This window comes from Streptomyces sp. NPDC002104, from assembly GCF_053593795.1.
Genome location: NZ_JBSFDF010000016.1, coordinates 1 through 13,976 on the forward strand (window position 1 = coordinate 1; position 13,976 = coordinate 13,976).

The window sequence follows — 13,976 nt, forward strand, 5'->3', positions numbered from 1 at the left end:
TCACCACCCGCCCCCCCCCCACACCCCCCCCACACCCCCCCCCCGCCGGCGCTTGAGGCGCAGGGGCCCGGGGACTGGTCCCCGGCAACGGCGCCGCACCCGGCCCCCCGGTCACCCCCCGACCCCCGCGAACCGCGCAGGAGAGAAGGCCGTCGGGTCCATGACGGAACCCACCCCCGTCAGCGCCGCAGCGATCAGCACCCCCGTAGCCGGCGCCAGCCCGATGCCCGCGCCCTCGTGGCCACAGGCGTGGAACAGCCCCGGGACCCGCGGGTCCGGACCGATCGCCGGGAGGTGGTCCGGCAGGTAGGGCCGGAAGCCGTGGTAGGCGCGCAGGACGCGCACGTCCGCCAGGACGGGGAAGAGCGCCGCCGCCCGCACCGCCAGCCGCCGCAGCGCCTCCGTGGACAACGACCGGTCGAAGCCGACCCGTTCCCGCGTGGCGCCGATCAGGACCGGCCCCGCCGGAGTGCCCTCGACCACCGCCGAGGACTGCAGCGCCGCGGACCCGCTCGCGACGTCCGCGATGTAGTCCGCGGCGTAGACCTTGTGTCGCACCACCCTCGGCAGCGGCTCCGTCACCAGGACGAACCCCCGCCGGGGCAGCACCGGAAGCACGACTCCGGCCAGCGCGGCCACCGCCCCGCCCCAGGTGCCGGCCGCGTTGACCACCGCCGGGGCGAGGAGCTCGCGGCGGCCCGTGCGGACTCCGCGGAGCTCGCCGCCCGGGCCGCGGAGCAACTCCGTGACCTCCTCACCGAGGTGGACCTCCACGCCCGCCCCGGCCAGGAGCCGCGCCGCCGCCTGCGCCGGCTGGACCTGCGCGTCCTGCGGGTAGAGGAAGCCGCCCGCCAGGTCCGGGGCGAGGTGGGGCTCCACCTCGCGCAGCTCTCCCGGTCCCACCTCCACCGCGTCGACCCCGGCCGCGCGCTGGCCGTCCGCGAAGCCCCGCAGGGCCTTCACGGTGGCCTCGTCCGCGGCGACGACCAGGCCGCCCTTGGCCTCGTACTCGATCTCCCGCGGGAGTTCGAGCGCGAGCTCGCGCCAGAGCCGCGCCGACAGCAGCGCGAGGTCCAGCTCGGGGCCCGCCTCCTTGTCGGAGACGAGCAGGTTGCCTTCGCCGGCGCCGGTCGTGCCGCCGGCGACCGGGCCGCGGTCGACGACGGCCACGCGGAGTCCGGCGCGCGCCGCGTAGTACGCGCACGCGGCTCCGACGACGCCGGCGCCGATGATCACGAGGTCCGGGGATTGTCTGGGCACGACAGTAATATGTCACATTTCCTTGGGAGGGAACAGAGCGGAACGGAGCGGAAACCGGGGGAGAGCGGAACCGGGCGGAACGGCCCGGAACAGAGCCGGCCGAGCTCAGCCGCGCAGCGGCCCCTCGCAGCGGTAACCCGCCGTACCCGCCACCCGGTTGGTCCAGATGCCCAGCGCCCCGAAGGAGCAGTAGGGACGTGCGCACGGCTCTGTGGTGCGACACCAAGTACTCCTGGCTGGAGGGGCGGTGGGGGTGGCGGGCGGAACTGCCCTGCGTCGCGCGGCGTTTGGCGGGGACGAACGGGCGGGATGTGAGCTGTAACATAGTAATGTGAAATTGCACTGACAAGACCTGTGCGCCCACCCGTTCGCATCTTCCCGAGGGAGCCCCTGTGACCGACACCCCCTCCCGCCCCACCACCGGGCTCAACATCGGCAGTCACGACCTGCCCGTATCGGCCGAGTTGTCCCGCTTCATGGCGTCGGACTGGGCGGCCTCCCCCCTGCCGGACGCCGCTCGCGTGCCCTCGTACGCCGTCACCCCGGCCCGCCGCGCACGGCTCTCGGCCCGCTTCCCCGGCGAGCGGCTGATCATCCCCGCGGGCGAGCTGAAGGTCCGCAGCCACGACTGCGACCACCGCTTCCGTCCGCACAGCGCGTACGCCTGGCTGACCGGGCTCACCGGCGAGGACCAGGTCGGCCACGTCCTGGTCCTGGAGCCGGCCGGCCCGCACGGACACGAGGCCGTCCTGTACCTGCGCCCGCGCTCACCGCGCACCGGGGGCAACGAGGAGTTCTACCGCGACCGCCGCTACGGGGAGTTCTGGGTCGGCCGCCGCCCCGACCTCGCGGAGGCCGAGCGGCTCTCCGGCATCCGCTGCGCCCACCTGGACGCGCTGGGCTCCCCGGCGGGCCGCAACGCCGCCGCGGACCCGGAGCTCGCCGCCGCCCTCTCCGAACTGCGCCTGGTCAAGGACGCCTGGGAGGTGGCCGAGCTGCAGCTCGCCGTCGACCACACCGCCGCCGGGTTCGAGGACGTCGTACGGGACCTCCCACGCGCGCTGGCCCATCCGCGCGGCGAGCGCTGGATCGAGGGGGTCTTCAACCGCCGCGCCCGCGCCGAGGGCAACGGCACGGGCTACGAGACGATCGCCGCGTCGGGCGCGCACGCCTGCGTGCTGCACTGGATCCGCAACGACGGCCGGCTGAACCCGGACGAACTTTTGCTGATGGACGCGGGCGTGGAGACCGACGGCCTCTACACGGCGGACATCACCCGCACCCTCCCGCTGTCGGGCCGGTTCTCCCCCGTCCAGCGACAGGTGTACGAGCTGGTCCTGGCCGCACAGGACGCGGGCATGGCAGCCCTGCGGCCGGGCGCGAGCTTCCGCGAGTTCCACCGGGCCGGGATGCGGGTGATCGCGGAGGGGCTGGCGGAGTGGGGGGTGCTCAAGCACGCCGAGGGCGATCTGCACCGGCGCTACACCCTGTGCAGCAGCGGGCACATGCTCGGGCTCGACGTGCACGACTGCGCGAAGGCGCGCGCCGACACGTACCTGGACGGGGTCCTGGAAGAGGGCCAGGTCCTCACCGTGGAGCCGGGCCTCTACCTCCAGCCCGACGACGAGACCCTCCCGCCGGAGCTGCGCGGCATCGGCGTCCGCATCGAGGACGACCTGGTGATCACGGCCGAGGGTGCCCGGCTGATGTCGGGCGCCCTGCCGCGCACGGTGGCGGGCATCGAGGAGTGGATGGGGAACCTGCTGGAGGAGGGCGGCCGCTAGCGGGCCGCCGGGCGGGCGCGAGGTCCCGGCGCGGTCCACCGCGCCCGGGCTTCGCGCCCCGCCGTTCAGCCGGTCGCCGCTCGGTCAGTTGCGGTGGCCACCGCCACCGCCACCGCCGCCACCACCGCCGCCGCCGTTCCAGCCTCCGCCGCCACCGTCGCCGCCACCACCACCGCCGCCGTTCCAGCCTCCGCCGCCACCGTCGCCGCCACCGCCGCCGCCGCCGTTCCAGCCTCCGCCGTCACCGCCGCCGTCACGCCAGTTGTTGCCGCTGTCGTGGTTCCAGTTGCCGTTGTCGCGGTCGTGGTTCCAGCTGTCGTTGTTGTTCCAGCTGTCGTGCCCGCTGTCACGCCAGTTGTCGTTGCTCCAGTTGCTGTTGTTCCAGTTGCTGTGCGAACTGCCGTTGCCCCAGTCGTTGTTGTCCCAGCACCAACTGGGGCGGTCCCCGCGCGAGGTGTCGCAGCAGTAGCGCCACCAGTCGTCCCCGCGCCAGTCACTGCCGCGCCAGTTCGAACACCGGTCGTACGTCTGCGGAAGGCTGGAGGCAAAGGCACTGCTCACGGGCATCAGGCCGAGCGTGATCCCGGCGGCCCCTGTCACGGCTGCCGCAATGAACCCACGGCGCATCGTCATACACCTCCGAGAGGAAGGGTGAATAGCCCGGATTTCTCCGTTTATCAGGCATTTACACCCTCCACCCTCCCCTGCCCACTGTCAAAGCCACCCGCACGGCACCCGCGCCCACCAGCGAAAAGGCCTACGGGAGCACCGCCAGCCCGTCCAGCTCGACCAGCGCCGCCTCGTCCCACAGCCGGACCACGCCCACGACCGCCATCGCCGGATAGTCCCGGCCCGCCAACCGGCGCCAGATCCGGCCCAGTTCGGGGGCGCAGTCCCGGTAGCCGGCCACGTCCACGGCGTAGACCGTGACCCGTGCCAGATCGGCCGGGGAGCCTCCCGCCCCCTCCAGTGCGGCCAGCAGGTTCGCCAGCGCCTGTTCGAACTGCTGCGGCAGCGTCGCTCCCACCACCTTCCCCGCGCCGTCGAGGGCCGTCTGCCCCGCGAGGAACACCAGCCGGCCCCCGCTCGCGACGACGGCGTGCGAGAAGCCCGCCGCCGGGGACAGCTCCGGCGGGTTGATCCGCTCCAGGCTCACGCCTCCCCCACCTCCCGCGCCCCCAGCGCCTCCCGGGCCCCCAGAGCCTCATGGGCCTCCCGGGCCTCCCGGTAGAGCTCCTTCGCGATGATCGTGCGCTGCACCTCGCTCGCCCCCTCGTAGATCCTCGGTGCCCGTACCTCCCGGTACAGGTGTTCCAGCAGGTGTCCCCGGCGCAGCGCGGCCGCCCCGTGCAGTTGCACGGCGTGGTCGACGACGTACTGGGCCGTCTCCGTGGCCAGCAGCTTCGCCATGGCCGCCCGGCGCGGTACCTGCGGGGAGGCCGCGTCCGCGTCGTAGGCCTCCGCCGCCGCGTACACCAGGAGCCGGGCCGCCTCGGTCCGGGTGGCCATCTCGGCGACCCGGTGCGCCACGGCCTGGAGGTCGCCCAGCACCCCGCCGAAGGCCGTACGGGCGGCCGTGTGCGCCACCGTGGCGTCGAGGGCCGCCCTGGCCATCCCGACGGCGAAGGCGCCCACGCTGGGGCGGAAGAGGTTCAGGGTGTCCATCGCCACCCGGAAGCCCCGGCCCGGCTCCCCCAGCAGGTCGGCCGGGCCCACCGGGACCCCGTCGAAGGCGAGCGCGCCGATCGGGTGCGGGGAGAGCATGTCGAGGGGCTCCCCCGTGAGCCCCGGCCGGTCGGCGGGGACCAGGAAGGCGCTGACCCCCCTGGCGCCCGGGCCCTCGCCGGTGCGGGCGAAGACGGTGTAGAAATCGGCCTCGGGGGCGTTGGAGATCCAGCACTTCTCCCCGCTGAGCCGCCAGCCACCGCCCCCGCCACCGCCGCCGCCTCCGCCTCCGCCACCACGGCCCCCCTCCGGCGCCGCTTCGAGCGCCAGCGCCCCCGCGTCCGACCCGGCCCCCGGCTCGCTCAGCGCGAAGGCCGCCACCGTGCGGCCGGCCCGCACCCCGGGCAGCCAGCGCTCGCGCTGGGCCTCGCTGCCCGAGCGCAGGACCGGGTAGGCGCCCAGTCCCTGGAGGGCGAGGGCCGTCTCCGCCTCCGTACAGCCGTAGGCGAGGGATTCGCGCAGCAGGCACAGCTCCAGCGCGCCCGAGGTGAAGACCCGCTCCAGCAGCCCCTCTTCGCCCAGTGCGGCCAGCAGCGGCCGGTTGACCCGGCCCGGCTCCCCCTTCTCCGCCAGCGGCCGCAGCCGCCGCGCTGCCAGTGCGCGCAGCCGCGCGCACCACTCCTCCTGGTCCGCTCCGAGCGCGAATCCCGTGAATCGGGTCATCCGTATGCCCCAGCCTCTATCGCGTCCTGTTGACTCCCGTCACCATGACGATACGCTCGTGCTGCGTTCGTACGGCCCGGCTCTTCCACTTCGGTCCACAGTCCATACGCAGGGTCCGGCCCCCACCCGGGGTGCGGGCCGTCGCAAGGGGGCGAACCCGCCTTGGAGCTCAAGCCTTCCGCTCACCGAGACACCTTCGCGCGCGATCACCTGCCGCCCGCGCACGCCTGGCCGCGGCTCCTCTTCGAACTCCCCGCTCTGGCCTACCCCGACCGCCTCAACTGCGGGGTGGAGCTGCTCGACGCCACCATCGCCCGGCTGGGCCCCGACCGGCCGGCCTTCCGCGGCGCGGACGGGTCGGTGTGGACGTACGGGGAGCTGCACGCCCGCGTGGACCGGCTCGCGCACGTGCTCACCACCGATCTCGGTGTCGTCCCCGGCAACCGCGTGCTCCTGCGCGGCCCGACCGGCCCCTGGCTCGCCGCGTGCTGGCTGGCGGTGATGAAGGCGGGCGCGGTGGCCGTCACCGTCCTGGCCCAGCAGCGGGCGCAGGAGCTGGCCACGGTGTGCGCGATGGCCCGGGTGAGCCACGCCCTGTGCCAGGCGGAGGTGGTGGACGACCTGGTGAAGGCGCAGGTTCCCGGGCTGCGGATCACCGCGTACGGTGGCGCGGCCCCGGACGACCTGCTGCGGCTGGCACAGGCCGAACGCCACGCGGACCCCTTCCCGGCGGTGGAGACCTCCGCCGACGACGTGGCGCTGATCGCCTTCACCTCGGGCACCACCGGGCGCCCCAAGGGCTGCATGCACTTCCACCGCGATCTGCTCGCGGTGGCCGACACCTTCTCTCAGGAGGTGCTGCGCCCCCGCCCCGAGGACGTCTTCGCGGGCAGTCCGCCGCTCGGCTTCACCTTCGGCCTGGGCGGGCTGGTGGTCTTCCCGCTGCGGGCCGGGGCCTCGTCGCTGCTGCTGCCGGACGGCTCCCCCCGCACGCTGCTGCCCGCGCTGGCCGAGCACCGGGTGTCGGTGCTGTTCACCGCGCCCACCGCGTACCGGTCGATGCTGGACACGCTGGGCCCGTACGACACCGGCGCCTACGACCTCTCCGCGCTGCGCCGCTGCGTCTCGGCGGGCGAGAACCTGCCGGCCGCCACCTGGCGGGCCTGGTACGAGCGCACGGGCCTGCGGATCATCAACGGGATCGGCGCCACCGAGCTGCTGCACATCTTCATCTCGGCGGCCGACGAGGACATCCGTCCCGGTACGACCGGCCGCGTGGTGCCGGGCTGGGAGGCCCGGGTGGTGGACGAGGCCGGGATGCCGGTCGCGGACGAGGTGCCGGGGCTGCTGGCCGTACGGGGGCCGGTGGGCTGCCGCTACCTGGCCGACCCGCGGCAGGGCGAGTACGTACGGGACGGCTGGAACCTCACGGGCGACACCTACGTCCGCGACGCGGAGGGCTACTTCCGCTACGTGGCCCGGGCCGACGACATGATCATCTCCGCGGGGTACAACATCGCGGGCCCGGAGGTCGAGGAGGCCCTGCTGCGCCATCCCGACGTGCTGGAGGCGGCCGTGGTCGGCCGCCCCGACGAGCGGCGCGGGCAGATCGTGGTCGCGTACGCGGTCCCCCGACAGGGCGCGGTCCTCACCGAGGACGCCCTGCGCACCTTCATGCGCAGCGAGCTCGCCCCCCACAAGTGCCCGCGCACCTTCGTGTTCCTGCCCGCCCTGCCGCGGACGGCCACGGGGAAGCTGCAACGCTTCCGGCTGCGCGATCAAGGAGAGCATTTAGAGTGAAGCCGTGGTCGAGCAGCACACCCCGCGATCCCTGATCGTCACGTTCTACGGTGCCTACGGGCGGGCCTTCCCGGGCCCGGTCCCGGTGTCCGCGCTGATCCGCCTGCTGGGCGCGGCCGGCGTGGACGCGCCGTCCGTCCGCTCGTCGGTGTCCCGGCTGAAGCGGCGCGGCTTCCTGCTGCCCGCGCGCACCGAGGACCGCGCGGCGGGGTACGAGCTCTCCGCGGAGGCCCGCCGGCTCCTGGAGGACGGCGACCGGCGGATCTACGGGGCCACCCGCCCGGCGGAGTCCCAGGAGTGGCTGCTGGCCGTCTTCTCCGTCCCGGAGCAGGAGCGGGCCAAGCGGCACCTGCTGCGCTCCCGGCTCGCCGGGCTCGGCTTCGGCGCGGTGGCGCCCGGCGTGTGGATCGCCCCCGCGCAACTGGACGGGGAGACCCGCCGCACCCTGGAGCGGCTGCACCTGACGGCGTACGTGGAGCTCTTCCGCGGCGCCCACCTGGGCTTCGCCCCGACGGCGGAGTCGGTGGCGCGCTGGTGGGACCTGGCGGCGCTGGCCAAGCAGCACGAGGAGTTCCTCGACCTCCACGAGCCCGTGCTGCGGGCGCTGCAGACGGGCACGGCCGCCCCCGCCCCGGAGGCCGCCTACCGCGGCTACCTGCTCGCCCTGGACACCTGGCGCCGGCTCCCGTACGCCGACCCGGGGCTGCCGCGCGGGCTGCTCCCCGCGGACTGGCCCGGCGACCGCTCGGCGGCGGTCTTCGCGGAGCTGCACGAGCGGCTGCGGGACCTGGGGGCCGGCTTCGTGGAGCCGTAGCGGTGACCGGGACGGCGCGAAAGGGGGTGTACCGCGCGCCGGACACGGGCGATCATGTGCCATGACATGGACCTTCACCCCTGACCTGGCGGCCTGGCTGGCCGTCGTGCGCCCCGCGGTGGCGGCGCAGCCCGTGCCCAACACCCAGCTGGTCACGGTCATCGACGCGCTGGAGCGGCAGGGCCCCGGCGCCTACGGGTCCGAGCCGCCCTTCTTCGGTTCGTGGACCGGTGCCGACGGGCTGGTCGCCGGCGCCGTCGTCCAGTGCCCGCCGCACCCGCTGCTGATCGGCGCACTGCCCGCGCAGGCGGTCCGCGACCTGGGGGCGGCGCTCGCCTCCGACCCGCTGCTCGCCGGGGTCGACGCGCTCAACGCCCGCCGCGACGACGCGCGGGAGCTGGCCGTCTCCTGGGGGAAGCCCACCGAGATCGTGGAGGAGACCCGCCTCTACCGGCTCGCGGGGCTGCTCGCCCCCGATCCCGCCCCGGCCGGGCGGGCCCGCGCCGCCGCGGAGGCGGACCTTCCGCTGCTCGTGGACTGGGTCAACGCCTTCAAGCAGGAGTCCGGCGAGGGCGGCGCCGCCTCCGAGGCGGCCCTGCGCGACCGGTTCTCGTACGGCGGGATGCTGCTCTGGGAGGACGCCGGCGCGCCCGTCTCGCTGGCCGGGTTCTTCCGGCCGGTCGGCGCCGTGACCCGGATCGGCCCGGTCTACACCCCGCCGGAGCTGCGCGGCCGCGGGTACGCCGCCGGGGTCACGCACGCCGCCACGGAGGCGGCGCACGCGGCCGGGGCCGCGGAGGTGCTGCTCTTCACCGACCTGGCGAACCCCACCAGCAACCGCGTCTACCAGCGCCTGGGCTACACCCCGGTCGAGGACCGGGTGGAGGTGGCCCTGGCCTGAGCACCCCGGCGGACGGCGAGGAACCGCTCGGACCCCGGCGTTCGTGGCCGCCGCCATCCGCCACCCGCACGGCTTCCGGCGCCGCCTCGTGCGGAGCCCGGCCCGGCCTAGCCGCGGCCCGTCGGCGGCTTGCGGCTGCCCGCGAGGTAGGGGGCGGGCCAGGGCGCCGCCGCGCCGGTGTAGGACTGGTCGGCGGCCGCGTGCAGGGTCCAGTGCGGGTCGTAGAGGTGGGGGCGGCCCAGCGCGCAGAGGTCCGCGCGGCCGGCCAGCAGCAGGGAGTTGACGTCGTCCCAGGAGGAGACCGCCCCGACCGCGATCACCGGGACGTTCAGGGCGTTGCGGATCCGGTCGGCGTACGGGGTCTGGTACGCGCGTCCGTACTCGGGGGTCTCCTCCGCGACGACCTGGCCGGTCGAGACGTCGATGGCGTCCGCGCCGTGGGCCGCGAAGGCGCGGGCGATGGCCACCGCCTCCTCGGGCGAGGTGCCGCCGGGCGCCCAGTCGGTGGCCGAGAGGCGGACCGTCATCGGCCGCTCCGCCGGCCAGACGGCGCGGACCGCGTCGAAGACCTCCAGCGGGAAGCGGAGCCGGTTCTCCAGCGAACCGCCGTAGGCGTCGGTGCGCCGGTTGGTCAGCGGGGAGAGGAAGCCGGAGAGCAGGTAGCCGTGCGCGCAGTGCAGCTCCAGCAGGTCGAAGCCGCTGCTCGCGGCCCGGACGGCGGCCGCGGCGAAGTCGGAGCGGACGGCGGCGAGGTCGGCGGCGCCCATGGCCCGCGGCATCGCCGAGACCCCGGGGCGGTAGGGCAGCGCGGAGGCGGCCATCAGGGGCCAGTTCCCCTCGGGCAGCGGGGCGTCCATGCCCTCCCACATCACCCGGGTCGAGCCCTTGCGGCCCGAGTGGCCGAGCTGGACGCCGAGCGCGGTGCCGGGCGCCGAGGTGTGCACGAAGTCGGCGATCCGCGCCCAGGCCGCCGCCTGCGCGGCGGTGTAGAGGCCCGTGCAGCCCGGGGTGATCCGGCCCCCGGGGCTGACGCACACCATCTCGGTCATCACCAGGGCGGCCCCGCCCAGCGCCCGCGCGCCGAGGTGCACCAGGTGGAAGTCGCCCGGTACGCCCTCACCGCCCGCCGCGGAGGCCGGGGCTGGGGCTGTGGCTGGGGCCGGGGCCCCTCCCCCGGCTGAATACATGTCCATCGGGGACACCACGACCCGGTTGCGCAGGGTCAGTCCCCGCAGGGTGAACGGGGTGAACATCGGCGGGGTTCCCGCCTCCTCCACAGCCCCGTCCGGGCCGCCCGCCGGCGCCTGCGGGCAGCCGAACTCGCGCTCCACGGCCCGGGTGAAGCGCGGATCGCGCAGCCGCAGGTTGCCGTGGGTGACCCGCAGGCTGCGGGTGAGGAGGTTGAAGGCGAACTGCCGGGCGGGCTGCTCCACGTACCCGGTGAGCTCCTCGAACCAGCGCATGCTGGCGGCCGCCGCCCGCTGGGTGGAGGCCACGGCCGGGCGCCGCGCGGCCTCGTAGGCGGCCAGCGCCGCCGGGACGTCGGCCTCGGACTCCACCGCCCGCGCCAGCGCGAGCGCGTCCTCGACCGCCAGTTTGGTGCCGGATCCGATCGAGAAGTGCGCGGTGTGGGCGGCGTCGCCGATGAGCACCGTGTTGCCGTGCGACCAGCGCGCGTTGGTCACCGTACGGAACTGCGTCCAGGCCGAGCCGTTGCCCCGCAGCGGCCGTCCGCGCAGGGCCTCGGCGAAGATCTTCGCGCAGCGCGCCGCGGATTCCGCCTCGTCGCAGAGGTCGAAGCCGGCGGCCCGCCAGACCTCCTCGCGCATCTCGACGATCACGGTGGAGGAGTCGGCCGCGTACGGGTAGGCGTGCAGTTGCATGACCCCGTGCTCGGTCTCCGCGATCTCGAAGCGGAAGGCCTCGAAGGGGAAGTCGGCGGCCAGCCAGATGTACCGGCAGCGCCCGCCCGCCAGCACGGGCCCGTAGTGCTGGGCCGCGGCCTCGCGGATCCGGCTGTGCACCCCGTCGGCCGCCACCACCAGGTCGTACGAGGCGGCGAGCGCCCCGGGGGCGGGGGCCGGGGTGCGGAAGCGGAGCCGGACCCCGAGGCCCGCGCAGCGCTCGTGCAGGATCTCCAGGAGCCGGCGCCGCCCGAGCGCGGCGAACCCGTGGCCGCCGGAGGTGAGCAGCCGGCCGCGGTGCACGATGTCGATGTCGTCCCAGCGGACGAACTCGGCGCTCAGGGCGGCGTGGACCACGGCGTCGGCCGCTTCGATGCCGCCGAGGGTCTCGTCGGAGAGGACCACCCCGAAGCCGAAGGTGTCGTCGGGGGCGTTCTTCTCCCACACGTCCACCGCGTGGCCCTGGCGGGCCAGCAGCGCGGCGGCGTACAGCCCGCCCGGGCCGCCGCCGGCCACGGCGACCCGCAGGGGTGCGCTCTCCCGGCCGGTGCCCGTCGCGCCGGTGCTCATGGGACTACCTGCCCTTCCACTGGGGCGGGCGCTTCCCGGTGAAGGCCGCGTGGAACTCCCGGTAGTCCTCGCCGTTCATCAGCAGGGCCTGGGTGTTCGCGTCGAGTTCCACCGAGGCGGCGAGCGGCATGTCGAGCTCGGCGGTCAGCAGCGCCTTGGTCTGCGCGTACGCGAGGGCCGGACCGGCGGCGAGGTGCGCGGCGAGCTCCGCCGCCCGTACGGAGGCCTTGCCCTCCTCGGTGACCTCGCTGAGCAGCCCGATCCGCTCGGCCTCCGGGGCCCTGACCTGCTCCCCCAGCATCAGCAGCCGGGTGGCGTGGCCGAGCCCGACGACGCGGGGCAGCAGGTACGCGGCGCCCATGTCCCCGCCGGAGAGGCCGACCCGGGTGAAGAGGAAGGCGAAGCGGGCGGTGGGGTCGGCGATGCGGAAGTCGGCGGCGAGCGCGATGACGGCCCCGGCGCCGGCGGCGACGCCGTGGACGGCGGCGACGACCGGGAAGGGGCATTCGCGCAGGGCGCGCACGACCTGTCCGGTCATCCGGTTGAAGTCGAGGAGCTGGGCGGTGTCCATGGCCAGGGTGGCGCCGATGATCTCGTCGACGTCGCCTCCGGAGCAGAAGCCGCGCCCTTCGCCGCCGAGCACGAGGGCGCGTACGGACCGCTCCCTGGACAGTTCGGCGAGCAGGTCGCGCAGGTCGGCGTAGGCGCCGAAGGTGAGCGCGTTGAGCTTCTCGGGGCGGTCGAGGGTGACGGTGGCGACGCCGTCCCGCCGGTCCACCCGGAGGTGGTTCCAGCGTTCGGTCGCGGGTGTGGAACCGAGGAAGGGACTCACCCTCCCGAAGGTATCACCGGTCCATGACTGTCGTCAGGGAAGCGCGATAACTGGGGGCCCGTGCCGCGGCCCGGAGGCCACGCGCCCCGAAGGTCCCGAGCCGGGGTGTCCGACGTCCCTTGCGATCACGTCGGGGTGCCCTACAGCCGAACATTTCCACTTCGTATCGTTGAAAACAGGATTTCCCCCGTCCCTGCGACCCCACGGAAAGGACGGCCCGCCTTGTCCGACCCATCCGCCTGGCGGATAGCCCTGCCGCACACGACAGCGGCCGTACCCATCGCCCGCGCCCTCATCCGTACGGCCCTCGCCGACATCGACGCGCCCGCCGACAGCGACACCGCCGAACTCCTCACCGCCGAACTGGTCGCCAACGCCGTGGAGCACACCCCGGGCGACGCCCCCATCGAGCTCGTCGTGGAACTGCTGGCGAACGGCTGCCAGGTCGAGGTCCACGACGGGGACCCGCAGCCCCCCGCCGACCTGACCGCGCCGGGCCGGGACGACGCCCACCCCGACCCCTGGCAGGAGCACGGCCGCGGCCTGCTGCTGATCCGGACCCTGAGCTCGGCCTGCGGTCACCGCGCCACCCCGCACGGCAAGGCCGTCTGGTTCACCCTGCCGTCCCGGCCGGCGCTCTAGCGCCCGCCCTTCCGCCACCGGCTCTCCGCCCGGCCCCGCCGCATGACTATGCGGCCGGCCCCGCGAGGGTGGCGACGAGCACGGCCTTGATGGTGTGCAGCCGGTTCTCCGCCTCGTCGAAGACGACGGAGTGCCTGGACTCGAACACCTCGTCCGTCACCTCCAGCGACTCCAGCCCGTGCCGCTCGTGGATCTCCCGGGCCACCTTCGTACCGAGATCGTGGAACGCCGGCAGGCAGTGCATGAACTTCACCTCCGGGTTCCCGGTGGCGCGCAGCACGTCCATGGTGACGGCGTACGGGCTCAGCGCCTCGATCCGCTCGTCCCAGACGTCCTTGGGCTCCCCCATGGACACCCAGATGTCGGTCACCACGAAGTCGGCCTGCGCGACGCCCTCGGCGAGGTCCTCGGTGAGGGTGATCCGGGCGCCGCTGGCGGCCGCCAGCTCGCGGGCCGCGGCCACCACGGGCTCGGCCGGCCAGTAGTGCCGCGGCGCGACGATCCGTACGTCCATGCCGAGCAGGGCGCCCGTCACCAGGTAGGAGTTGCCCATGTTGAAGCGGGCGTCGCCGAGGTAGGCGAAGGCGATCCGCTCCAGGGGCTTGGCGCAGTGCTCGGTCATCGTGAGCACGTCGGCCAGCATCTGGGTGGGGTGCCAGTCGTCGGTGAGCCCGTTGAAGACGGGCACGCCCGCGTGGGCGGCGAGCTGGTCGACGGTGTCCTGGGCGTCGCCCCGGTACTGGATGCCGTCGAACATCCGGCCCAGCACCCGCGCCGTGTCCCTGACCGATTCCTTGTGGCCCATCTGGGAGCCGGCGGGATCGAGGTACGTGGTGTGGGCACCCTGGTCGGCGGCGGCGACCTCGAAGGCGCAGCGGGTGCGCGTGGAGGTCTTCTCGAAGATCAGGGCGATGTTCTTGCCCACGAGGCGGCGCCGCTCGGCCCCGGCCTTCTTCTCCGCCTTCAGTGCGGCGGCGAGCTCGACCAGGCCGCGGAACTCGGCGGCGGTGAAATCGAGCTCCTTGAGGAAACTGCGGCCGACAAGATCGGTGGCCATGGGGGCACTCCAGAGTCACGGTGA

General features: G+C 74.5%; 12 protein-coding genes. 5 read left to right on the plus strand and 7 right to left on the minus strand.

Features of this window, described 5'->3' with window-relative positions; genetic code table 11:
* Positions 1–111 precede the first annotated feature (111 nt).
* A complete protein-coding gene (locus ACWCP2_RS16230) occupies positions 112–1,260 on the minus strand; it encodes an NAD(P)/FAD-dependent oxidoreductase (RefSeq protein ID WP_450909225.1) in 1,149 nt (382 codons plus the stop codon).
* 392 nt (positions 1,261–1,652) lie between these two features.
* Between ACWCP2_RS16230 and ACWCP2_RS16235 the strand changes: the two genes are divergently transcribed.
* Entirely contained in the window at positions 1,653–3,044 is a 1,392-nt protein-coding gene (locus ACWCP2_RS16235; RefSeq protein ID WP_450909226.1) for an aminopeptidase P family protein, read from the plus strand.
* An 84-nt stretch (positions 3,045–3,128) separates the two neighbouring features.
* Here the strand turns inward: ACWCP2_RS16235 and ACWCP2_RS16240 are convergent, their stop codons facing one another.
* The 3 genes from ACWCP2_RS16240 to ACWCP2_RS16250 all read right to left on the minus strand — a co-directional run bounded on the left by ACWCP2_RS16240 (position 3,129) and on the right by ACWCP2_RS16250 (position 5,432).
* Complete coding sequence (locus ACWCP2_RS16240) at positions 3,129–3,611, minus strand: hypothetical protein (RefSeq protein WP_450909227.1); 483 nt, start codon at positions 3,609–3,611, stop codon at positions 3,129–3,131.
* A gap of 190 nt (positions 3,612–3,801) precedes the next feature.
* Positions 3,802–4,200 carry a RidA family protein gene (locus ACWCP2_RS16245; protein WP_450909228.1) on the minus strand — a complete coding sequence of 133 codons (399 nt, stop codon included), beginning with the start codon at positions 4,198–4,200 and terminating at the stop codon, positions 3,802–3,804.
* A complete protein-coding gene (locus ACWCP2_RS16250) occupies positions 4,197–5,432 on the minus strand; it encodes an acyl-CoA dehydrogenase family protein (RefSeq protein ID WP_450909229.1) in 1,236 nt (411 codons plus the stop codon). The genes ACWCP2_RS16245 and ACWCP2_RS16250 overlap by 4 nt, the downstream gene beginning before the upstream one ends.
* Positions 5,433–5,594: 162 nt before the next feature.
* Here ACWCP2_RS16250 and ACWCP2_RS16255 point away from each other — a divergent pair, with 162 nt between their 5' ends.
* From ACWCP2_RS16255 to ACWCP2_RS16265, 3 genes are all read left to right on the plus strand, one after another.
* A complete protein-coding gene (locus ACWCP2_RS16255; RefSeq protein ID WP_450909230.1) occupies positions 5,595–7,232 on the plus strand; it encodes an AMP-binding protein in 1,638 nt (545 codons plus the stop codon).
* 4 nt (positions 7,233–7,236) lie between these two features.
* Positions 7,237–8,046, plus strand: coding sequence for a PaaX family transcriptional regulator (locus ACWCP2_RS16260; RefSeq protein ID WP_450909231.1), 810 nt, complete (start codon positions 7,237–7,239; stop codon positions 8,044–8,046).
* A gap of 61 nt (positions 8,047–8,107) precedes the next feature.
* Complete coding sequence (locus ACWCP2_RS16265; protein ID WP_450909232.1) at positions 8,108–8,947, plus strand: GNAT family N-acetyltransferase; 840 nt, start codon at positions 8,108–8,110, stop codon at positions 8,945–8,947.
* A gap of 107 nt (positions 8,948–9,054) precedes the next feature.
* Here ACWCP2_RS16265 and ACWCP2_RS16270 read toward each other — a convergent pair whose 3' ends face one another.
* Both ACWCP2_RS16270 and ACWCP2_RS16275 read right to left on the minus strand, forming a co-directional pair.
* A complete protein-coding gene (locus ACWCP2_RS16270; RefSeq protein WP_450909233.1) occupies positions 9,055–11,421 on the minus strand; it encodes a bifunctional salicylyl-CoA 5-hydroxylase/oxidoreductase in 2,367 nt (788 codons plus the stop codon).
* Positions 11,422–11,425: 4 nt separating this feature from the next.
* Complete coding sequence (locus ACWCP2_RS16275; protein WP_450909234.1) at positions 11,426–12,253, minus strand: enoyl-CoA hydratase family protein; 828 nt, start codon at positions 12,251–12,253, stop codon at positions 11,426–11,428.
* A 222-nt stretch (positions 12,254–12,475) separates the two neighbouring features.
* Between ACWCP2_RS16275 and ACWCP2_RS16280 the strand changes: the two genes are divergently transcribed.
* Entirely contained in the window at positions 12,476–12,895 is a 420-nt protein-coding gene (locus tag ACWCP2_RS16280) for an ATP-binding protein (RefSeq protein ID WP_450909235.1), read from the plus strand.
* Between the two features lie 46 nt (positions 12,896–12,941).
* Here the strand turns inward: ACWCP2_RS16280 and argF are convergent, their stop codons facing one another.
* Positions 12,942–13,952, minus strand: coding sequence for an ornithine carbamoyltransferase (gene argF, locus ACWCP2_RS16285; RefSeq protein WP_450909236.1), 1,011 nt, complete (start codon positions 13,950–13,952; stop codon positions 12,942–12,944).
* Between the last annotated feature and the right edge of the window lie 24 nt (positions 13,953–13,976).

Excerpts from the sequence above, each read along its gene's own strand:
- ACWCP2_RS16240 (WP_450909227.1), bottom strand. The coding sequence starts at position 3,611 with ATGCCCGTGAGCAGTGCCTTTGCCTCCAGCCTTCCGCAGACGTACGAC.
- ACWCP2_RS16250 (WP_450909229.1), bottom strand. The coding sequence starts at position 5,432 with ATGACCCGATTCACGGGATTCGCGCTCGGAGCGGACCAGGAGGAGTGG.
- ACWCP2_RS16265 (WP_450909232.1), top strand. The coding sequence starts at position 8,108 with ATGACATGGACCTTCACCCCTGACCTGGCGGCCTGGCTGGCCGTCGTG.
- ACWCP2_RS16270 (WP_450909233.1), bottom strand. The coding sequence starts at position 11,421 with ATGAGCACCGGCGCGACGGGCACCGGCCGGGAGAGCGCACCCCTGCGG.
- argF (WP_450909236.1), bottom strand. The coding sequence starts at position 13,952 with ATGGCCACCGATCTTGTCGGCCGCAGTTTCCTCAAGGAGCTCGATTTC.